15 protein-coding genes are annotated in these 20,095 nt (G+C 51.6%); 6 read left to right on the top strand and 9 right to left on the bottom strand.

Going from position 1 to position 20,095, the window contains the following annotated elements; translation table 11 throughout:
• Positions 1–345 precede the first annotated feature (345 nt).
• Entirely contained in the window at positions 346–1,257 is a 912-nt protein-coding gene (locus ACZ5D1_RS14585) for a sigma-54 interaction domain-containing protein (RefSeq protein WP_464556558.1), read from the top strand.
• Between the two features lie 227 nt (positions 1,258–1,484).
• On the opposite strand, the gene ACZ5D1_RS14590 is transcribed toward ACZ5D1_RS14585, so the two are convergent.
• Entirely contained in the window at positions 1,485–2,399 is a 915-nt protein-coding gene (locus ACZ5D1_RS14590) for a viperin family antiviral radical SAM protein (RefSeq protein ID WP_464555259.1), read from the bottom strand.
• Between the two features lie 202 nt (positions 2,400–2,601).
• Between ACZ5D1_RS14590 and ACZ5D1_RS14595 the strand changes: the two genes are divergently transcribed.
• The 3 genes from ACZ5D1_RS14595 to ACZ5D1_RS14605 all read left to right on the top strand — a co-directional run bounded on the left by ACZ5D1_RS14595 (position 2,602) and on the right by ACZ5D1_RS14605 (position 6,720).
• On the top strand, positions 2,602–4,671 hold the full coding sequence (locus ACZ5D1_RS14595; protein ID WP_464555260.1) for a hypothetical protein: 2,070 nt from the start codon (positions 2,602–2,604) through the stop codon (positions 4,669–4,671).
• A 15-nt stretch (positions 4,672–4,686) separates the two neighbouring features.
• Positions 4,687–5,343 carry an ankyrin repeat domain-containing protein gene (locus ACZ5D1_RS14600; RefSeq protein WP_464555262.1) on the top strand — a complete coding sequence of 219 codons (657 nt, stop codon included), beginning with the start codon at positions 4,687–4,689 and terminating at the stop codon, positions 5,341–5,343.
• 268 nt (positions 5,344–5,611) lie between these two features.
• Positions 5,612–6,720 (top strand): IS3 family transposase gene (locus tag ACZ5D1_RS14605; RefSeq protein WP_464555131.1). Its coding sequence is split into 2 segments (ribosomal slippage): positions 5,612–5,873 and positions 5,873–6,720, totalling 1,110 coding nucleotides; the frame shifts between segments, so codons are not numbered across the junction.
• Positions 6,721–6,855: 135 nt separating this feature from the next.
• Here the strand turns inward: ACZ5D1_RS14605 and ACZ5D1_RS14610 are convergent.
• Positions 6,856–7,110: a hypothetical protein gene (locus ACZ5D1_RS14610; protein ID WP_464555264.1), complete on the bottom strand. Its 255-nt coding sequence runs from the start codon at positions 7,108–7,110 to the stop codon at positions 6,856–6,858.
• A gap of 228 nt (positions 7,111–7,338) precedes the next feature.
• Between ACZ5D1_RS14610 and istA the strand changes: the two genes are divergently transcribed.
• Together istA and istB are read left to right on the top strand one after the other, a co-directional pair.
• Positions 7,339–8,367, top strand: coding sequence for an IS21 family transposase (istA, locus tag ACZ5D1_RS14615; RefSeq protein ID WP_011368690.1), 1,029 nt, complete (start codon positions 7,339–7,341; stop codon positions 8,365–8,367).
• On the top strand, positions 8,367–9,140 hold the full coding sequence (gene istB / locus ACZ5D1_RS14620) for an IS21-like element helper ATPase IstB (protein WP_011368689.1): 774 nt from the start codon (positions 8,367–8,369) through the stop codon (positions 9,138–9,140). Before istA ends, istB begins: the two co-directional genes overlap by 1 nt.
• 17 nt (positions 9,141–9,157) lie before the next feature.
• On the opposite strand, the gene ACZ5D1_RS14625 is transcribed toward istB, so the two are convergent.
• The 7 genes from ACZ5D1_RS14625 to ACZ5D1_RS14655 form a co-directional block, all read right to left on the bottom strand.
• Positions 9,158–9,655 (bottom strand): hypothetical protein, encoded by a 498-nt coding sequence (locus ACZ5D1_RS14625; protein WP_464555265.1) that lies wholly within the window; start codon positions 9,653–9,655, stop codon positions 9,158–9,160.
• Between the two features lie 196 nt (positions 9,656–9,851).
• A protein-coding gene (locus tag ACZ5D1_RS14630) for an IS3 family transposase (RefSeq protein WP_455697365.1) occupies positions 9,852–11,014 on the bottom strand; the annotation gives its coding sequence in 2 pieces (ribosomal slippage) (positions 9,852–10,736 and positions 10,739–11,014; 1,161 coding nt in all).
• Positions 11,015–11,050: 36 nt separating this feature from the next.
• Entirely contained in the window at positions 11,051–12,316 is a 1,266-nt protein-coding gene (locus tag ACZ5D1_RS14635) for a hypothetical protein (protein ID WP_464555267.1), read from the bottom strand.
• 5 nt (positions 12,317–12,321) lie between these two features.
• Entirely contained in the window at positions 12,322–14,262 is a 1,941-nt protein-coding gene (locus ACZ5D1_RS14640) for a hypothetical protein (protein WP_464555268.1), read from the bottom strand.
• Between the two features lie 17 nt (positions 14,263–14,279).
• Positions 14,280–14,924 (bottom strand): hypothetical protein, encoded by a 645-nt coding sequence (locus tag ACZ5D1_RS14645; protein WP_464555269.1) that lies wholly within the window; start codon positions 14,922–14,924, stop codon positions 14,280–14,282.
• Between the two features lie 17 nt (positions 14,925–14,941).
• The gene (locus ACZ5D1_RS14650; protein WP_464555271.1) at positions 14,942–17,884 is read right to left on the bottom strand and encodes a type I restriction endonuclease subunit R; all 2,943 of its coding nucleotides are present in this window, start codon (positions 17,882–17,884) and stop codon (positions 14,942–14,944) included.
• Positions 17,885–17,916: 32 nt separating this feature from the next.
• Positions 17,917–20,013 (bottom strand): hypothetical protein, encoded by a 2,097-nt coding sequence (locus ACZ5D1_RS14655; RefSeq protein WP_464555272.1) that lies wholly within the window; start codon positions 20,011–20,013, stop codon positions 17,917–17,919.
• Positions 20,014–20,095: the final 82 nt, after the last annotated feature.

Here is a 20,095-nt window from a genome sequence, read left to right on the forward strand (position 1 = left end):
CCTGTACTCGACGCAGAAGGGTGTTGTGAAGAGTTGTTAGGTTTTCCTGCAGGGTTGTTGCATACAGGTAGGCCTGTAAGCTTTGCCGATCTGGTCCATCCTTGCGACAGGCAAAGAGCATGCGGGCAGCTTGAGGCTACGTCCCGTGAAGCAACGCCTTGCAGGTTCACCTATTTGCTTGGCCGTGACAGAGGCGACGACCTTTACGTTACGCATATGGGCAAATGGCATTGCGATCATAACGGCAATCCCACACATTTTGATGGCGTGATAATGCCGGCAAAACTGGCAGAACAGGCGCAGGCCGCCGATTTACAAGCCGGTGCCGGTCCGAAAGAAAGCCCCATGTTTCCGTTCGGACTGGTCGGACGGTCTGCCGCATTGACAGAGCTGATCCGCAATATACGCAAAACAGCAGTTTCAGACGAGTGCGTACTGGTCCTTGGTGAATCGGGGGCAGGCAAGGAACTGGCCGCAAAAGCGTTGCATGATGCAGGCCCCAGAGCGACAGGCCCGTTTATTTCGGTAAACTGCGGTGCCATCCCGGAAAACTTGATGGAAAATGAATTCTTCGGACATCGAAAAGGCGCCTTCTCCGGCGCAGAATCTGATCATGACGGCCTGCTTGCTCAGGCTCACGGGGGGACTCTTTTTCTTGACGAGATTGGTGAAATTCCTCTTTCTGTGCAGATAAAATTGTTGCGGGCGATTGAAGGAGCGGGATTTCAGCCAATAGGCGGCAACGCGCTGCAACGGCCTGATTTCAGACTTGTGGCAGCTACAAACCGTAATCTTCAGCAACTTGTCAGCCAAGGCAGGATGCGGCAGGACTTTTACTACCGTATAAATGTACTGCCGCTGCATATTCCGCCTCTGCGCGAAAGAAAAAATGACATACCTTTATTGTTCGGTTTTTTTCTGGGCGAGTATCCTGAAGCACCCCCCATGTCCGGTCGTTTGCTTAAGCGTATCATGGATTATGACTGGCCGGGAAATGTGCGAGAACTGCGCAACGCGGCGATGCGTTACGCCACGCTTGGCGAACTTCCGCCGGAGATTTTTGAAGAATCCCGGGAGAGCTTGCCGGACTGTGCCGACGGAACGCTGAAAAACAGAATGGCGGAAGTTGAGAGAAGGATAGTAAAACAGGAACTCGCAAGGCACCGCTGGAGCCGGACAAAAACCGCCGAGGCTTTGGGTATTGACCGCCGGACGCTTTATGAAAAAATCCGCAACTACCGGCTGGATGAGAACTGACAACATAGGTGTCTGGTAGAAATAAAAAAAATACAGAAATCTCTCCTTTTGAATGATCCTATTTTAGGGGAAGGTTACACGTTTGTCTCCATGTGTTGTCGGTACGGTCAATGTTGGCCGGCCACTAGGATGGCTCAGCCGACCGTGTTTGCTCCCGTGACGGAAACGCCAGCCTTGGCAAACGAGGCGACGGATCAATTGGTTAATATCTTTGTTGGAGCAGTATTTCATATCGCTTCCCCCCTTACGTCAAGGGCATAGCGCGAGGAAAACCGCTCATGGGCAAAATGTACTTGAGCGAAAGCAGCATCAGCACCCACTTCAAGGATCGGCTGACTGTATGCGTACCCCTGCCCCGCTATTGGACTGTTTTGAAAGAATCGCCCGCTGGGATCAATCATGAGGTAGGACTCGCGCATGTCCTGATGATTCTCGGCGCGGAGAATGTTGGCAAAGGGCTTGTGGCGGGCAATGAAAGCAGCGAACTGCTCGTCGGTGACGGCTAGGTGTTCGTTCACCACCGGCAGCATTCGTAGAACTTTCCATTTGTCCGGATACAGGTTTCGAATCAGTGAATAAAGGTCTTCGGCGTGGTTGAGTCGGTTGACCACTGTGTTGATTTTGATGCGCAATCCGGGGTTGGACTGCCGAGCCATTTCCAGATTGAGGACCAATTCGTTTAGGTCGATCAATCGTCCGCAGCGATCCACCCGGCCAATCTCGACATTGGTTGCAGCGACGGCCGAATCAATGCTGATTCCCAGCCAGTTCAACAGCGGCGCAAGACGCTTCATCAGTTCATGGTCCAGAAGGCTGCCGTTGCTTATAAGAGAAACCTCGAAGCCTTGACCGCGGGCTTGGTTGGCAACGGACAGGAGTCTTCTTGAGTGAAGCGCGGGCTCCCCTCCGGCCAGATTCAGGCGAACAGCGTTCCAGCTAAGGCGCTTTGCCAATGGATTAAGGCTGTTGCCTGGGCCAAAGAATCGATATAGTTCTCGCAAAAATACGGCCGTGTGCTCAGGATCGCGGATCAGTTCGCGGTGGCGGATCGATGCTTCCCATATGGCGTAACAATATCGACAACGGTAGTTGCAGGATTCGGTGAGGTGCCAGTTGAGCACCAGAGAGGTGAGGTTGTGCATGATGCGGACTCCTTTTGGTATGGTCCGCATCTCCTGTCATGAGCTCGCTTTCTTGAATATGAAGAACGGCGTACTCCCCCCTCCCTATTTTCCTCAGTACACAAGAGCGGGGTTGGGGGGAGGGGGGGACGTAGTCTTTCAGTGACCGGTTCAATGCTTTTTGTCAGAACAGCCTCATCGTTAACAACCTTGGAGGAAAACAATGAGTACCCTGCCTTTACCTGAAGCTATTATGCTGGAAATACATCAAAGTCTGGGTGGTAAGCCGTATCAGACAAAAAGAAAGCTTAAGTTTGCTGCCGCACAGGATAGCCTGGCGGCACATGAAACCATGGCCGTTGAAATAATGCGGAGCATTTTTGATGCGCTAGACATGGATGACCAGGCGAGGGAGAGCGCCCTTGGGAATTTTGTGGAGTTCGCCAATGCCTATAAAACCGTCGAGTTGAACACATGGACCTTCAATGCCGACCAACGCCAGGTGCTCTGGATGTTGTTGGGCTACTTTTTTGTGCCAGGGTTAGCACGCTACGTGGCCTTTTGGAGCCTTGAAGAGGTTCTGGACAAGGGCATGCCGGGGGGGCGATTCTGGTATCTCCCCGAGCCGTGTAAATCGGATGGCCAGCCGAGTTTGTATTTACCCGTCGCTCAGGTGGTGGATTGGCTACTGGATTTACTGGGAATGCCGCTGGAAAAATTAGCTGATGAATACAGTGAGTCGACTTATGGAGAAGAGGATGGGCTGCGCCGTTCTCTTTACAACTGGCGTAAATCGACCACGCCCCAACTCGAAACCATTAATAAATATTTTTCTGACGACGCGGTTCTGGACTTCAAGGGCGTTTTTTTACCCAATGAGGATAGTGCGCCTGCCGAGCAGTTTTCCAGTGCTTTAGACTTTGTGAAACGCAAAGGGCTGACTGCCGACAGGCTGCGTTTGGAAATCCCGATAACCCAGCCTGGCTGCCTTGAGGCTATTCTCGACGGCAATGTCGATGAAAATGTACAGATGACCTTTGTCGAATGTCTGGCCGAAAGATATGCAGCCCCATCCAATCACACCATCCGTCAACGCCTGCGGCTTGCACGCATGGTGCAGGACGGCTACGTACGCATGCTCAAATTCCTTTGCCCCGGCGTGGATCGGCAATGTACGGACCCTCAAAATAACAAGCTGCTGCAGTTGTTCAACATCTACAAGCTGATTTATAATCTGACCGTCGAAGCGTGGCGCAACTGTCGAGAGCAGGGAGCAGACGCCGAGAACAGCTGGTTCGAGGCTCATCTTCCGGATTGGGACAAGTTCGGTCTGTTTCTTTCGATTCTGCCTTCATGCCACGACACCGCGAACCTGGAGGTCGCGCACCTCCTTACTCGCCTTTTTTACGAAATGCGGCCAGAGGGGGAACTCGAGGATCACATCGGGTATGACCAGCAGTCATTTGTGTCCATTTTAAAGCGGAATATCGAGCGTGCTGAAGCAGCGTTAAACGAAGAACAGAGTAAATTGCGCCTGATCGAACGCATGAGAAAGTCATCTCCTTGGCGAGCCGTGCAAGGAGAGGACCGCTACTGGGTCATCAGCCAAGTAGCTCCTAATCCGAGCCTCAGTTTTCGTGCAAAAACGGCTGCCATTCAGCGATTGCGCGAGCTGGCCTTAACGCCCGCAGAAACAATCCCGGCCATCCTTATTGAACTGAGTAGCTACCTGAACGGTGAACGCCACAATTGGTCGAAAGACACTCGGGCCAAGGTTCAGGCTTTACTCGATGAAGCCGAGTCCACTGAAGGGTATGACCTCTGGCGGGCAGCCCTTTTGCAGTACAAGGCTAAGCACCTGCTGGCCTGTAACGACTTCGTCGGTGCCGGAAAGTTGTTCAAGGAGGCTCTGGAGGCAGCGCAGGAGCGTAATTATGGGCCATTGCGCGGGGAAGTGGCCCGAGATTGTTTTGCGGTGGAATTGGCGAATCAGAAGCTGATCGTCAACAACCACGAAAAGTATTTCCGTGAAATGCTTGCTGGTGGGATGTTGGAAGACAACGAACAGATTCCTCCTATCGAAGAAGTTGCGCGCGCTGTTTTTGATTACTTCTGGGATTCTCTGTATAAAACATATCCCGGTGTCCCGACAGAAAGACCTCGGTCTTTGAAAATCTTTGAGAAAATGACCGCTAGCCTGATTGAGTTGTTTTCAGACGGTGACCAAGTCGGCTGGAAAGAGTGGATCAAGGCTAATCGGCAATATTTGAAATCAAATCTTCCTGACGTCTAAGGGAACTCGGTTTTAATGTTGCTGGTGAAAATGCGTACAGGTTTCCGAAAAAGACTGCCGTGGTTACAACAGATGACTCCTCCCGAATTGTCGGCTGACCTACAGCGGTTTGAAACCATGTTGGAGCATTGGCGACAGTTTATCAAGCAACTGGCCGAGATGGTTCCAATACAGCTGGATATCCGCGATCTCAAAGGACAAACCCCCTTGATGTTGGCGGCGGAGGATGGGGATACCGAGTTGGTTCTGGCTATGCTGAAGGCCGGTGCCGATCCAGATATCCAAGACTGGCAAGGTATGACTGCGCTGCACTCAGCGGCAAAGTCCCATGTGAAGAGTTGCGTAGATGCTCTGCTCGATCATCCTTGCTCCCTGGCCAATATTACCGTTGATGGCCGATCCCCCATGCACACCGCGAGTTGGTCTGGCAATATGCATGCTGTCGAACGCTTGCTGCAACTGGCCCCCGAACTTGCTTGGCAGCGCGACGGCCAAGAAATGACACCTCTGGAGCTGGTTGAATCTTTGATTGACAATCCGTCGGAGTTGACCGCCATTAACAACCAGCGTGTACAGAGTGGCGGACGCTCAGTTTCCAAGCAAGAACTGCTGAATGTCGCACGAATCCTTGAACAAGCAACACCAGTTCAGCAGGAAAGAGGTGGAAACTAGGGTCCTGAGCCAAATCAAGATGGAGATGTCGCAATTGGAAAGACCTCCACCCGAAAGCTACTATCGGCTAATGTCTGGGGCTGCCTGCCCTTGGATTTGCTGAGCAATATGTGTGGCAAAGTTGTCAGTCATTCCGGACAAGTAATCGATGAAGGGTAACATCGTTTCGTATAAGCTTTGCCCCTTTTCTGGTTGTTTCGTAAGCTTCCCCTAAGAAGACACAGGCCAAAACTGGAGTTTTCTGGCATATCCCCGTCAGGAGACTTTCATGAAGAAATCACGATTCACTGAGACGCAGATATTCTCGATCCTCAAAGAGGGCGAAGCCGGTATCAAAGTCAAAGACATCTGCCGCGTCCACGGTATTTCCGACGCCACCTATTATAGCTGGAAATCCAAGTATGGAGGCATGCAGGCTTCCGATCTGAAACGGATGAAGGATATGGAGGCTGAGCTGGCGCAGTTGAAGCGGATGTATGCGGACATGGCCCTCGAAAACCGTGCTTTGAAGGATCTGATCGAAAAAAAGCTTTAAGGCCGACCGGGAAACGCGAGGCGGTCGCTTATCTGACTGTCGAGCACAATCTGTCCATACTACGCAGTTGCCGCTGTGTGGGCTTATCCAGGACGGCCTATTATCGGTTGCCTGCAAGTGGGAGCCGTGATCACGAAGTCGTCGAGGCGATCAACTCGTTACTCGACAAACACCCTCGCTGGGGATTCTGGAAGTGCTTCAAGGTACTGCGTCGCAAGCATTGCTGGAACCACAAGAGGGTATATCGCGTCTACTGCGAGCTGCGGCTGAACCTGAAGAGCCGGGCAAAAAAGCGATTGCCTCAACGCACTAAGCAGCCGCTGTCGATCCCGGCCCAGCCCAATCTGACGTGGTCTGCCGACTTCATGAGCGACTCGCTTTATGCGGGGAAACGATTTCGAACCTTCAACGTTATTGACGACTTCAACCGCGAACTGCTGCACGTCGAAATTGACACGTCCATTACCGGAAGGCGGCTAATCCGAGTGTTTGAACGGCTACGCCTGGAACGAGGCCTTCCCCAAGTGCTAAGGACGGACAACGGACCGGAATTCCTTTCCGGTGAGTTCGTAGCCTGGGCCGAGTCGGCAGGAATGAGCATCCAATATATTCAACCCGGAGAACCTAATCAGAACGCGTACATTGAACGGTTCAACCGGACATATCGCGCCGAAGTGCTTGATCTCTATCTCTTCAGGACTCTGAATGAGGTCCGGGAGATCACCCACTGGTGGAAGATTGAATACAACGAACAGCGGCCCCATGACTCTCTCGGGGACCTGACACCCTCCGAGTTTTTATCCAACAACGCTGGAAACTCTATTTTTCAACTGTCCTCTTGACGGGGAAGCTTACGACCGGAGAACCGAGGTTCTCCGAGACGCCAAACCCACTTTCAAATGCGTTGGGTCAGAGACCAGAAAAAATACGAGCAAGTGAGATGTTACTCCGACCATTCAGCTTATCTCTTGCGAAGTCTACATATTAAGTAGATTTCCAAAGAAATCCATATATTCTTCTTCGTTGTCGAAGACGTGGCAAGTTCTACCATTTACTTTCTTGCTCTTGATTTCATCCCAAAGTGCATCTCTATCTTTTTCTTCAGGTATGTACGCCGAAAATAAGCTCTCCTTCTTCCCATTGCCATCTTCTGTGAACATATTTGACACTAAGAGTTTGCCATCTTTAAGCGCAAAGAGGAGCCTTTTTGTCAACGCTGCTTTCTGATACACTTGTATAACCTCGCTTTTTTAGTCTGAAGAAGAACTATCGCGAAAGCGCACTGGGAGTCTTGCGCCTTCCTGGAACCTTAACTATCACCAAGGACCTTGGGCTTACTTCTCCTGACCTGAGAATATCTGTAACTTTGACTTTGTCAGCGGCAATGTAAAAATGACCCACCTCGGCAACTGAAAATTGACCCGCCTTGGAAGAACTGATGCCCTCCGTCAGGAGGCGCGATGCTTACCAAGGAAGGAGTCATGGAAATTCGAATTTTGCGGCGGCAGGGAAAGTCGATCAGGTGGATCGCCAGAGAACTTGAAATTTCACGCAATACGGTTCGTAAATACCTGCGCGATTCAAGCGAGCCGATTTACGAGCGTCAGACGAAACAGCCCGGAAAGCTCGATCCTTTCAAGGATTACATCGACGAACGGGTGCGGCAGGCTTCTCCACACAGGCTGCCTGCGACGGTTATCTTTCGTGAGATTGTCGAGCAGGGATATGCGGGATCCGAGCGTCTTGTCCGATATTATGTCAGCGGTCTGTATCCTGTTCCGGCTCCCGAGCCGGACAATCGGTTCGAGACGGCCCCCGGCATACAGATGCAGGTTGACTGGTGCGTATTTCGGAGAGGGAAGGAACCGCTTTCTGCCTTTGTGGCTACTTTGGGCTTCAGCCGCCTTACGTATGTGGAGTTCGTCACGGACGAGACCTTTGCCAGCCTTCGCAAGTGCCATGAGAATGCGTTTGCCTTTTTTCAGGGTATTCCCCAGGAAGTGCTGTACGACAACATGAAAACGGTAGTTGTTGAGCGGGATGCCTATGGCTCCGGAAAACATCGCTTTCACTCCGCATTCCGGCAGTTGGCGACGGACTACGGCTTCACGCCCCGGCTTTGCAGGCCGTACAGGGCTCGGACAAAAGGCAAAGTCGAGCGTTTCAACCACTATCTGCGAAACAGCTTTTATGTGCCCCTGGTGACAAAGCTCGCCAACTCCGGTCTGAAGCTGGACGCGCTGACTGCCAACCTTGAAGTCGGCAAGTGGCTCCGGGAGGTGGCAAACTGCAGAAAGCACAAGACAACCGGGCAGCGCCCTGACAGGCGGTTCCTCGAGGAGCGAGAGTCGCTTCTGCCGTTGCCGAAAACAATTCGGCAGGACTCTGCCTGCCTTCTGGATGGCACCGGCAAATTGGGAACATGGCCTGTCGAGATGCTTCAGCGTTCCCCAGCGTTTTATGACCGCTTCCTTCAGGGAGGTGCGTAGTGGATAGCCTCCAGCACGAACGAATGGTTTCGGTCTGTGAAAAGCTCAAGCTATGCGCTGTGCCGAACTGCTATGACCAGCTTGCGGAAGCGGCCGTCAGGCAGGAGAAGAGTTACATACAGTTTCTCGAAGAGGTCTTGCGGGCGGAAGAGGCCTTCCGCAAAGAGCGGAGCCGTGAAGTAATGACGCGTATGGCGAAATTCCCGGCACCAAAGACCATTGAGGGATATGACTTTTCCTTTGCCGCAGGGGCTCCGAAGAGACTGATCCAGGAGCTTGCCGGACTGACCTTCCTGAAGCGCAGGGAAAACGTTCTGCTGCTTGGCCCCAGCGGGGTCGGCAAAACGCATCTGGCAATTGCTCTTGGCCTGCGTGCGGCTGAGGCCGGTCTCAAGGTCCGCTTCACGACGGCGGCAGACCTCATTCTCCAGTTGGAGACCGCGATCCGGCAAGGCCGCTACGCACAGACCATGAAACGCTCCGTCAGCGGGCCGAGCCTACTCATTGTGGATGAGGTCGGCTATCTCCCGATGACAGGCGACCAGGCAAACCTCTTCTTTCAGGTGGTGGCCAAGCGGTACGAGTCAGGTTCAATCATACTGACTTCCAACTTAAGCTTCGGCGAATGGGAGACCGTCTTTTCCGGAAATACGGCCCTGACCTCAGCCATGCTCGACCGGCTGCTGCACCACTCCCATGTCATCCAGATCAAGGGAGACAGCTACCGGCTGAAAGACAAAATCAAATCCGGCGTGTTCGGAAAAAACAACTGAGGCAGGTGGGTCAAAATTCAGTTGCCGACCGAAACGAAAAGTGGGTCAGTTTTCAACTGCCGTTGACAGACTTGACTCGTAATATGCCCAACTCCTGAATTTTTCAAAGTTAAATCTAGCACAAGGAGAATTCCAAGTCTGATGTTAGTATTTTGATATTCAACACCCTGAGCTGCATAACAGTTTTCAATGTCTTCAAAAGAGCAACTAATCTCTTCCTTCTTTAGTTCAGAAGCAGTTCTTATTCCTTTGCTTTCAAATAAAACGTCTGCCCTCCCCCCTGCTACGTCAGAGCGTTCGACAGTTATCCCTCTTAGGTTGCTGTGCATAAAGATGAAGTAGTCTTCTTGAAGGTCTCTTTCACTTGGGAGAGGAGATTCTTGGAACAGATAGCTCACTCCACGATGGCTGCCTCTAGTTAGGTTCATGCGACTTTCGAGGAATAGCAATGTCCCTAATAAAAGTGGCAGAAAAACCCCTCTTACTTTTTCATTCTTGTAATCATGATTTGCCAATTTTAGTTTGCTGTCGCAGTCTTCAATGATTTTTTCAACGTGGGGAGAGCTGTATTCTACATTATGGATGTATGAAAATTGATAGGCTTCAATTAATGGCGTCGGCGCTTTGTGGTTGTGAAGGAAGGCGACCCCAGAAGTGGGTTCACTTCTTTGGACCAGTCAGCGGCAAAACTAAGGTGGACAGTTTCGTTGGCTATGCCGCCTTTCTGGGGCAAGCCAGAGGGGGTACCCCCTCTGGCTTGAACTGTTGATATATCTCCATCGGCTTCCTGCCGTCAAAGGTCTTGTGCGGACGGCGATTGTTGTAGAACTCAAACCACCAGGCCAGGGTGCGACGAAGCTCGCTTCCTGTCTCAATTTCCCGCAAATACACGCATTCATACTTCAACGAACGCCAGAGGCGTTCGATCATAACGTTGTCCATCCAGCGGCCTCGACCATCCATTGAGATCTTGGCTCCTGCCTGTCTGAGCGTCCGTGTGAACTCGTAGCTCGTGAATTGCGAGCCTTGGTCGGTGTTGAAGATATCCGGCACGCCGTATCGGTTCATGGCCTCTTCCAGGGCTGCCACGCAGAAGTCAGCGTCCATCGTGTTCGACAAGCGCCATGACAGCACGGCTCGACTATGCCAATCCATGATCGCCACGAGGTACAGGAAGCCACGCCGCATCGGAATGTACGTGATGTCGGCGCACCACACCTGATTCGGCTTCGTGATCGCCTTGCCCCGCAACAGATACGGATACGTCTTGTGCTGCGGGTGTGGCTGGCTGGTTCGCGGCTTTTGGTAGACCGCCATCAGCCCCATCTTGCGCATGAGCCGACGCACACGATTACGCCCGACGAAATGTCCCTCATCTCGCAGGATGTTGCGCATTTGCCGGGAGCCGAAGAACGGCAACTCCATGAACAACTCGTCGATGCGCTGCATCAACGTCAGATTGTACTCGGACTCGCCGATCGGCTGATAGTAATACGTTGAGCGGTGCAGCTTCAGGGCTTCGCACTGCCGCCGAACACTGAGCGCAGGATGGCCCTTGTCGACGATCTCCCGCCTTCGCTCATGGCTCAGATTTTGGCGAAGGCTTGTTGTAAAAAATCCTTCTCCACAGTGAGTTGGCCGATCTTGGCGTGCAGTTCCTTGATCCGGGCCTCATCGCTTTGCTGGACTTTCTGGGCCTTGCCTGAAAAGGAAGCAGCAATGCCTTCTTTGGCCTGCTTTTTCCACTGGGAAACCTGATTGGGATGAACGCCATACTTGCTGGCGATCTCGGAAAGGGTGTGCTCGCCGGACAAAGCGTTCAGGGCGACGCGGGTCTTGAACTCGGCGGTAAACTTTCTTCTCTTCTTGGACATCAAGGGCCTCCTTCGGCTCTTATATGTCCACCTTAGCTACTGGTCCAGTTTTCCGAACCCACTTCTCCCTCTGTGGTCACAGGGAGTCGCCTCGGCAGGGTTTGCATGGATTCTCCCATGCTCCTCATCGAGTTTGGTCAACAATTCAGCAGCAACAGCCGTCCATTCTGATTGATCAACATGCTCAAGCCATTGACGAAGATGGTTGAGCTGGCCTTCCTTTTTAATAAGAGAAGCCTCAATCTGTGGCGCTATGATCCTCTCTATTCCTCCTGACTTCGTTCTTTGAAGATAGCTTCGGCTGGCGGTGTATGATTTGAGTAAATAATCTTCAATCACTGACCTCGGTTCAAACCAACTTGGTTGCCCCAGAGACTCCGCCAGCCTCTCTAAGGTCTTCGCAAGAAGTATCCAGTTGACGAGTTCAGTTCGACGCGCCCCGAGCCAAGAAGGGAGTGCTTCATTTTCAACCCACGCCTCGTATAGAAAGGCTGTCCTTTGGAGGCTTGCAGCTCTATCTAGAAGTTTGGACTTGTCCAATTGCTCCTGAGAGTACTCAGTGAGAATCGAAAGAGAAAGACCATACAGCTCTGCATCAAGGCGCTGCTCACCATGTTTTGTCGATTCTTGAAACCAAAGGAGGGCGTTTGTAAAGCTGTCTATTGCGGACAGTTTATCTTGAGCATCAAATCCGGTGCGTAAGTGTGCCATGCCAAGTTCATACGCGGATTCTGATTTTGCCTCATCAATAGCCATAAATCTTTGCAGTAGAGGAAGAATCTCTTCTGTGGGCCAATGAGAGTTGGCGACTCCAGCAATTTTTGCGGAGTGCTTAATGAATACAGGTTGTTCTGAATCCTCAATTTCTAAAAGCATCGCGAACAAGGAATGCCTTCTCGAAGGCTTCTTGCTTGTCAGTCTCAGACTGCCATCTAAAGCGAAGGCCCGCGTCATAGCGGGCCTTGATGTCTCTTTTGCTACCCAAAGAAGTGCTTTGTAAAAACGATCTTCGAGATGGCAGGGCATTGGCGAATAGTCGATAATGTCAACAAGCTCTTGTGCACAAAATTCATTTGAAACGTCCGCGACGCAATTCACCAAAAAATCTTCGAGAGATTCTTGTTCATGGCGTGAGAGCATCTCGTATTTGATCATAATGGCTCTAAAAATTTCAGGGGAGAAGCGAGAAGTAACAAGAGAACCTGCGTTCGAAATAATTAAATCAGTCCCTCCAAGGTCTTCCAGGGACGGTACTTTTCCTGATTCCAGGATTGCACAAATATCTTTTTCAATTGCCAACATGCTGTCTACCAAAGATACGCGTCACCTGTAGCGGAAATGCATTGCTTTTCATCAATTTGCCTTGCCATGAGATCAGATACGACAGAAGCAACAAAGACTTGCAAGAACGGAAGCTCGGAAATCACCTCCTTCATGCCAGACATCAATTCTTCCAGATCAGTGCCAACAATCTCTTGAGAACCTGGAGAGTCGATGAGCAGCATTCCAGGATGCCTGCCAACTCCAGACGTGTGCGAAACGCTGATGATGGCCAGCATGGTAGCGACTTTGAGCCGCAACTGTTCCCCTTGGGTTACTTTACTGTAGCTGGTTGACTCACCGCCCTTTATGATTTTTAACTGCCCAGCTCCGTTGAGGTGAGTTTGTGAATAGTTCTCAAGGCCAAATCGCTTTGCGTACTCCAGAATTTTATTGCTAACACTTTCCAAAATACCTGTTTGCACAGATTTTACTCGCCCCTCAACGCTCTTGACGAGTTGTGTGATGATTTTTGAGTCAATGGCATCTTCTTGATCCACGTCAACAAAACTTCTTTGGGCTTCCTCAAGCTGGCCTTCTGCCCTTTTCAGTCTATATTCCAACTCGTTTCTGTCGCTATACGAGTCGAACTTAGCTTCAAGTATCTCGCGTTCTTTCTGAAGTGAATCCCTCTCTTCCTCAAGTTCTGTGAGTGCTCTTTGCGCTCTTTCCAGCTGGATTTTCCCCTGGGAAAAAGCTTCTTCGGACGCATTCACTCGCTCCGAAAGTTCAGCCCGTTTCTCATCAGCCCCTTCGTCCTCAATAATGTGCCCGTTGCAGACGCAACACTCACCAGACTTCTGCTCTTCCTCGAGTCTTGATTCTGGAATACTTGCCTCACATCGTGGGCATATTGTAGGAGCCAGCCTGCGGAATACTGCTCCTGCCGCATGCACGTCCACAAACTGTTGAAGCTCTTTCGTATCAGAGAGGTGAATCCGCTGCGTTTCTTGCTCAAATCGAAGAGCCTCTTCTACTTGCTTCTCAGCCTCCCAAATTGAATCGAAAACAGCTCTCAACCTTTTACTAACTTTGGCGTGAGCATCATGGACGTGTTGACTGGTAGGGATATTATTCAATTCTGTCGTTATCTCGTTTATGTTGGATTTAATCTCTTCAACCCGGCTTTCGTGACCTTCTCTTTGTTCATCCGCCTTTCGTTTGGCTGCGGCCTTTTCCTTGATGAGGCTATTTTCATAGGCTTTGGCTTCCGCCAAAGTTGAGACCCAAGGCAACCCCAGATACATTTGCATTAAGCGAACAGATAGACCTGGGATAAATTTATCCCCTAACAATGAATTGTAGTCAGTGCCTATGAACATCGCGCCGGACAAAAACGGCCATTCATGAGTAACTTTCTTACCGCCATCTGCCGGAGCATCCCCGTTCCAGACAACTACGGGGTCAAGGAATAGCTGTCCCATCATGAAGCTGGACATTACACTTTCAAACTCAAGGTTATTCGAAAACCGAAAAAGTTCGTGCACCACACCATGTTCATCAATTCGACTCAAATCCCCTTCGGCTTCAGTATTATTAACTACCGAGACCTGATAGGTAACATCGCCAACAGTAAACCGTAAGGCTGCGTTCTGAATCCACTGAAACACATCTTCCTGAAGAAACGAGGGGGGCCTTCCGCGCATAAGCCAAAGAACAACGCCAAATATTGAGCTTTTTCCTCTTTGATTTCTTTCGCTCAGAATGCCCCATAATCCAGGCTTCAATTCGTCCCAATCAAAGGCAAAAGCATCAGCATTTTCTTCGTGTGCTTTGGTCCCGGAGAAGTATATACGCTTTAGAGTTATGCGTTTTGTCCTTGGCACTACTGGAGACGGCTTTATCTGATACCTTGCAACGGTTTCAGTGACATCTGCAATGTCAATCTCTAGCTTTTGTGCAACATCTGACAGCCAACTCGTACTCACTTGGAACCTCGCAGTTCTTATCTACCTATCACTTGCTGCTGAACAAGATTGTCGTAGCGCTCCCGGACTCTGCCTGAAATAGAGGGTATAACCCCACCTAATTGGGTCTCTGCGTACTCCATCTGCTGATACTGGCGATTCTTCAACGAAGTTCCGCCACGATCACCAGCCACATCTGCAACAAGCTCAGCCCGGTTTGCATACCAAGACAATGGAATCCATTCTTTAACAATATCATCTGCGAGAGAGAATGCGCTTTTGTGGACATGAAAATCAGTTTCTTTAAGAATGCCATTTTCGACTTTTCTCTTAACTGAGATGAGATTGCGGGATCTTAGTATTGAAACGGTGTTATCAATTTTTTCGTACGCACCAAATCTGTAGCGTATCATTGGAAATTTTCTCAACTCAGGCTCTTGTTCAGAGAGAATCCGTTTGACAGACCACAGGTCTTGAACATTGTTATGCTGTTCGTATCTATCCAGCAGTTCTTCTGCCAAATAATCTGGGTACCTCATCCAGAAATCTAGTGCATGGAGCCTGGCTTCTCCCTTAAAAACCGCAAATGACTCACTATCGCTGGAGTCATCAAGCGGAGAACTGCCCTTCACTAGAATATATAATAACCTAATAGCGTCCCTATAAGGTGATGCTTGCGTCATATTGGCACCTTACTTGGCTAAACTCGCTCTCTCGGGCCATCTTCATACGTCATCGTAAAGATGGTGTCCGAGAGCCACTTCTTGAAGCCGGGATTGTCACTGAACTGCTTGAACAGCTCAGTATGATCCGCGAGGAGTTCCATCATGACCCTGCCGAGCGCCCTGTCGTGCTCGATTCTGGCGTTTTGTTTGTCGTCGTTCTGCTTGGCGTTCTGGTACGCCTTGTCTGCGGCCACCTTCGCCGGAATCTCCTCGGTAATGACCTTGCGAATTTTGTCCCCGTCTTTCCACTCGATACTTCCGAACTGGTCATTGAAGGCTTTGACGATGTTGCTCAGATAATCAAGCTCCGGCTCTGGCTTTCCGCCGCCGCCACCGAGCGGGACCGGCTCCAACTCGCCATCCTCATCCGCCAGTGAAATACGGATTTGCTCCTTCACCTCGACACGGTAGCTGTCCATGTCGATGGTTTCCAGGATGCCCTTGGAGAGGTCCTCTTCCTTGGGGGCGGGGAGCTTCGGTATGAGGAAGTTCAGGAAGATGGAGAGCTTTTCCCAGTCCAGGTTCGTATAGGGGAGCACCGAGGCGAGGAAGCTGTACGTCCGGGCAAACGCCTTGGCCTTGCTCTTGAAATCCACCTGCCCGTCTTCGTCAAGGTCGGCGTTGTAGGTGGCAACCGAACCGTCCAGGATCGGGTCCAGTTTGTCCCGATCAGCGCCTGAGAGATACAATTCCACCAGGGCGTCCACATCGGCCTCGGAGTACACTTGATAGCCGTCCAGGTCCGCTTTGAGGTCATGCAGCTTGTCCGGGTCTGTTTCTTGGCTCAGGATCGTCGTGCGGTAGTAATCCCCGAATGACCGCTCAATGCCTTCCGTGTCGTTCATGAAGTCTAGGACGAAGGTGTCATGCTTCTGCGGATGGGCGCGGTTGAGCCTGGAGAGGGTCTGGACCGCCTTCACGCCCGAGAGCTGTTTGTCCACGTACATGGTATGGAGCAGCGGTTCGTCATAACCCGTCTGGAATTTGTCAGCCACGATCAGGAAGCGGTACGGGTCTTCCCGGAACACCTCGGGAATCTGGTTGCTCGGGAAACCGTTCATGGTGGCTTCGGTCACGTCCTGCCCGCCGTGCTCATGTTCACCAGAGAAGGCGACAAGGGCCTTGTACGGGCTGTTCCTCTCCTTGAGGTAGGCGTCGAAAGCCAGCTTATACTGTATGGCCCTCTTGATGCCGCTGGTGACAACCATGGCTCGGGCATTGCCGCCGATCTTCTTTTTGGCGAGGACCTGCTCGTGGAAGTGGTCCACCATGATTTCCGATTTCAGACGGATCGCGTGGTCATGGGATTCGACATAGCGCCGCAACTTGCGCTTGGCCTTCTTGGCGTCAAACTCGGGATCGTCCTCCACGGTCTTGACCAGACGGTAATAGCTGCTCACCGTGGTGTAGTTCCGCAGCACGTCCAGGATGAACCCCTCCTGGATCGCCTGCTTCATGGTATACCCATGAAATGGGCGGAAATTCCCATTCGCCTGCTTGATGCCGAAAATCTCCAGCGTTTTGTTCTTGGGCGTGGCGGTGAAGGCGAAGTAGCTGGCGTTGGGCAGCATCTTCCGTGCTTCCATGATCCGGTTGATGCGATCCTCGACGCTTTCCTCCTCTTCTTCGCCCTGCTCGGATAGGGCGATGTTCATGGCAGCCGCCGTGCGACCACCCTGGCTGGAGTGCGCTTCGTCGATGATGATGGCGAAGGAACTGCCCCTGTGCTGGTTGCCTATCTCTTCCAGGATGAAGGGGAACTTCTGGACCGTGGAGATAATGATCTTCTTGCCCTGGAGGATGAACTCCCGGAGCTGTCCCGACCCTTGGGTTACTGCTCCGACAATCGCCGTGACCTGGGCGAACTGCTTGATGTTGTCCCGTATCTGCTTGTCCAGCACCTTGCGGTCCGTGACCAAGATGACGGAATCGAAGATGGGTTTGTCCTCGCGCTTCAATTCCACCAGCTGATGCGCGAGCCAGGTAATGGAGTTGGACTTGCCGGAGCCTGCGGAGTGCTGAATCAGATACCGCTGGCCCGCGCCGTCCGCCTGGGCTTTTGCCAAAAGATTCCTGACCACATCCAGCTGGTGGTAACGGGGGAATATCTGCTTGCGCTTCTTGCGCCCCTGCTTGTCTTTTTCCTCCACCACCTGGGCATAGCTCTCCAGAATGTTGGTCAGGCTCGGTTTGGTCAGCACCGCCTTCCAAAGGTAGTCCGTGGCGAGCCCCTCGGGATTCGGCGGGTTCCCTGCCCCGTCGTTGTGGCCCTTGTTGAAGGGGAGGAACCAGCTACCCGTGCCTTTCAGGTGAGTACACATCCAGACTTCGTGGTCATCCAGGGCAAAGTGGACCACGCAGCGCCCGAACTGGAAGAGCAGCTCCTTGGGGTCGCGGTCCCGTTTGTACTGCTCAATGGCGTCGGCGACTGTCTGTTTTGTGAGCTTGTTCTTCAGCTCGAAGGTGGCGATGGGAAGGCCGTTGATGAATAGCCCCATGTCCAGGGCCAGCTTGGTTTCATCCTTGCTGTAGCGAAGCTGGCGGGTGACGCTGAAGACGTTGGCCGCGAAAAGCTCTTTCGCTTTCTTGTTGCCGGGTGTCGGCGTGCCGTAGAACAAGTCGATATGCGCAGGGCCGGTTTTGATGCCTTTGCGCAGCACATCGATGACGCCGCGTTTGGCTATCTCTCCCTGAAGGCGGTGGAGGAATTGCTGGCGGGATGTCCCTTCCTCCCCGATGCCCAGGGTTTCTATGACATCGGGCTGCGTTTCCTTGAGGAATGCGAACAATTGGGCGAGGTCAACGGCATGGTCCCGGTCGTAGTCCTCGGGCTTGCCCTCGACATATCCAGCGTCGTTGACAAGCGAAGAAGTGATGAGAGTTTCAAGCCCCTTTTCGCTTGTATCCGTATTTACCATGCTGACCTCCACCCAATGAAACGCGAAAGGCTCTATATCCTAGCCAAGTATGCTTCCAACTGTGGCGTAGATTTCCTTTGTTTCAAGTCTTCCCAGTTGATGCCTATTCGCTCTGACAATTCAGCTGGTTGGACAAAATAAAATATGTGGTTGTGTGTGAGGATGCCATCATCGATGAGAGCCTTCAGAACGGCCCTTCCCACATCGTTCTTCACGACACGCCTGTGCTGAACCTTGTCTCGGTACTTTGCCAACCCTCCTTTGGAGTGCGAGCGGAAATCGACAAATATCCTTCTTAAACGATTGTACTTTTCCTGCAAATCACTAGTCATCTGAGAAGGAGTTAATTGGGAGACAAACTTGGCGAGTGGATATTCAAGAGCGTGCTTTTCGCAGAAAAGGGTCAATGAAGCGTCCTTGGGAGAGAGTATATCAACGCGTCCCGTTACCTTTTTCGACTCGACCATAAGAGCTGTAGGTACAGGCAGACCGTCAACTTCGACAACGCTGATTCGAGAAATGGTGAGTTCGGGCGCTTGGAAGTGCACTTCTCTTCCCGCAACCAAGCAATCACCGAAAACGTCGATCCGCTTATTGCCGAGTATGTTGATATCGCAGGGGAGACGTACCCTCGCCCCCACAAGGACAGGGCCAAGAGTAAACGTGTCTTGAGGGCTAGTTTCGGCTTTGAACGAATACTTTTTCTCGTTCTTCTTGTTTTTTAGGTCGATAACGATTGTGAGCTCGGCCTCGCTCGATGCTTGAGCGTCATCCCAGGAATCACCTTCCAGATCAATGGCGACATCAGCATCAAGGGCCAAAAAGTCCGAGCAAGACTGCATTAGCATGTTGCATGCAGCCAGGGGGATCGGGCCTCCGTTATGCTGCGCCCCTATGATGTACAGCAATAGATAGCTCGATGGGTTCTTATCGGCGTATTGAACGGCGATGTTTTTGTACTCCTGACTGTCACTCAGCAGGCATCTGGTCAAGGATAGAGCTGAAAACACGGGATTCCGAAGGGTGTTTTCTTGGAGGAAAGGGTGCTCGGAACACCATGTTTCAAGTGCGTCCTCATACTCCTGGTTGATTGACGGATCGGGTATGAACTGATGCTTCAGGTGAATGCCGAGCGTCTTGGCAAGTACTCTGGCGCACTGTTCCTCTCTGCTGTAAAGGCTCCCCTGAAGGGATTTGCCAAGCTCTCCTCCGATTTTATCTGCGATGTCGTTGACGAAGTTCACTTGCGCCTTTTCCCTCTGCTCACGATCCAGGAGATAATCACCAATTCGAATGAGCAGATTTACTTCGAGGTCATTGCTCGATCCACCCGAAAGGTCTTGGCAAATTCTGTGGTAGTTGACTTCCTGCCGGAGCAGGGTCGAGATGGCGTCCAGGACTGGCGGATATCCCAGGAAAGCGATGAATTCATCCTTCTCCCCGTCCGCCGCCTTGAAGGCCGCGCCCAAGGATTCGAGTATTTCATCTCGAGCCTGAACATAATTCGCTTCCTGACCTGATTGAGGCTTCCCAACGTGGACATCGATATACTTCTTGGCTTGATCAAGGTCGAACGGTTCAATCTGGATCAATCCTGTGGCAACACCATTATCCTCCAGATAGCACCAAGTGTTCATGAGGGTCTGGCCTCTGCCAAACACAACTATTGAGGTGCGCTCCGCGCCTTTGGTCAACTTGATGATGTTGTCCAGAAAGGCTTCGAACCCTTCCTCTGTTACCTTTGAGCGCCCTTCGTCTATACCGTCGATAATGACTCCACATGTCCCGGCTTTCAGACCGGCGAGAACTTCTCCAACATTGTGGGGGTAATGGTCGATAAGAATACCCGCAAGAGAACTACCGCCAACTGGTTCATGCTTGGCGAGATCGAGGATGGGGAAGCCTGTGTCTACTGAAAGGGCATGCGCTGTGCTCGTTTTCCCAGAAGCTCCTACCGCTGAAACCAGAATGATCGTCGGTTGTTCAATGGGGAACTCTATTTTCGCGAACTTCGGTTCAACATAAGTTTCCTGGCGCTTGGCACATGCGAAAAAAGAGTCAGATTTCACGCCAAGGTCTACTTGCTGCTTCTGCGAAGTGACAATCGATTTCAGCCCGTAGTAGTTCATGGGTAGCTCCATCAACATTCTGTTGCGGCAGGAAAATCAGTTAGGGGATACAGTGTCACATTTATCCTGCATTGTCTTCTGA

Source organism: Oleidesulfovibrio vietnamensis, from assembly GCF_055388115.1.

Bases quoted from the DNA above. Each gene is read 5' to 3' on its own strand.
- ACZ5D1_RS14645 (WP_464555269.1), bottom strand. From the start codon at position 14,924: ATGACGCAAGCATCACCTTATAGGGACGCTATTAGGTTATTATATATT.
- ACZ5D1_RS14655 (WP_464555272.1), bottom strand. From the start codon at position 20,013: ATGAACTACTACGGGCTGAAATCGATTGTCACTTCGCAGAAGCAGCAA.
- istA (WP_011368690.1), top strand. From the start codon at position 7,339: ATGCTTACCAAGGAAGGAGTCATGGAAATTCGAATTTTGCGGCGGCAG.
- ACZ5D1_RS14585 (WP_464556558.1), top strand. From the start codon at position 346: ATGTTTCCGTTCGGACTGGTCGGACGGTCTGCCGCATTGACAGAGCTG.
- ACZ5D1_RS14595 (WP_464555260.1), top strand. From the start codon at position 2,602: ATGAGTACCCTGCCTTTACCTGAAGCTATTATGCTGGAAATACATCAA.
- ACZ5D1_RS14650 (WP_464555271.1), bottom strand. From the start codon at position 17,884: ATGGTAAATACGGATACAAGCGAAAAGGGGCTTGAAACTCTCATCACT.
- ACZ5D1_RS14600 (WP_464555262.1), top strand. From the start codon at position 4,687: ATGTTGCTGGTGAAAATGCGTACAGGTTTCCGAAAAAGACTGCCGTGG.
- ACZ5D1_RS14635 (WP_464555267.1), bottom strand. From the start codon at position 12,316: ATGTTGGCAATTGAAAAAGATATTTGTGCAATCCTGGAATCAGGAAAA.
- ACZ5D1_RS14590 (WP_464555259.1), bottom strand. From the start codon at position 2,399: ATGCACAACCTCACCTCTCTGGTGCTCAACTGGCACCTCACCGAATCC.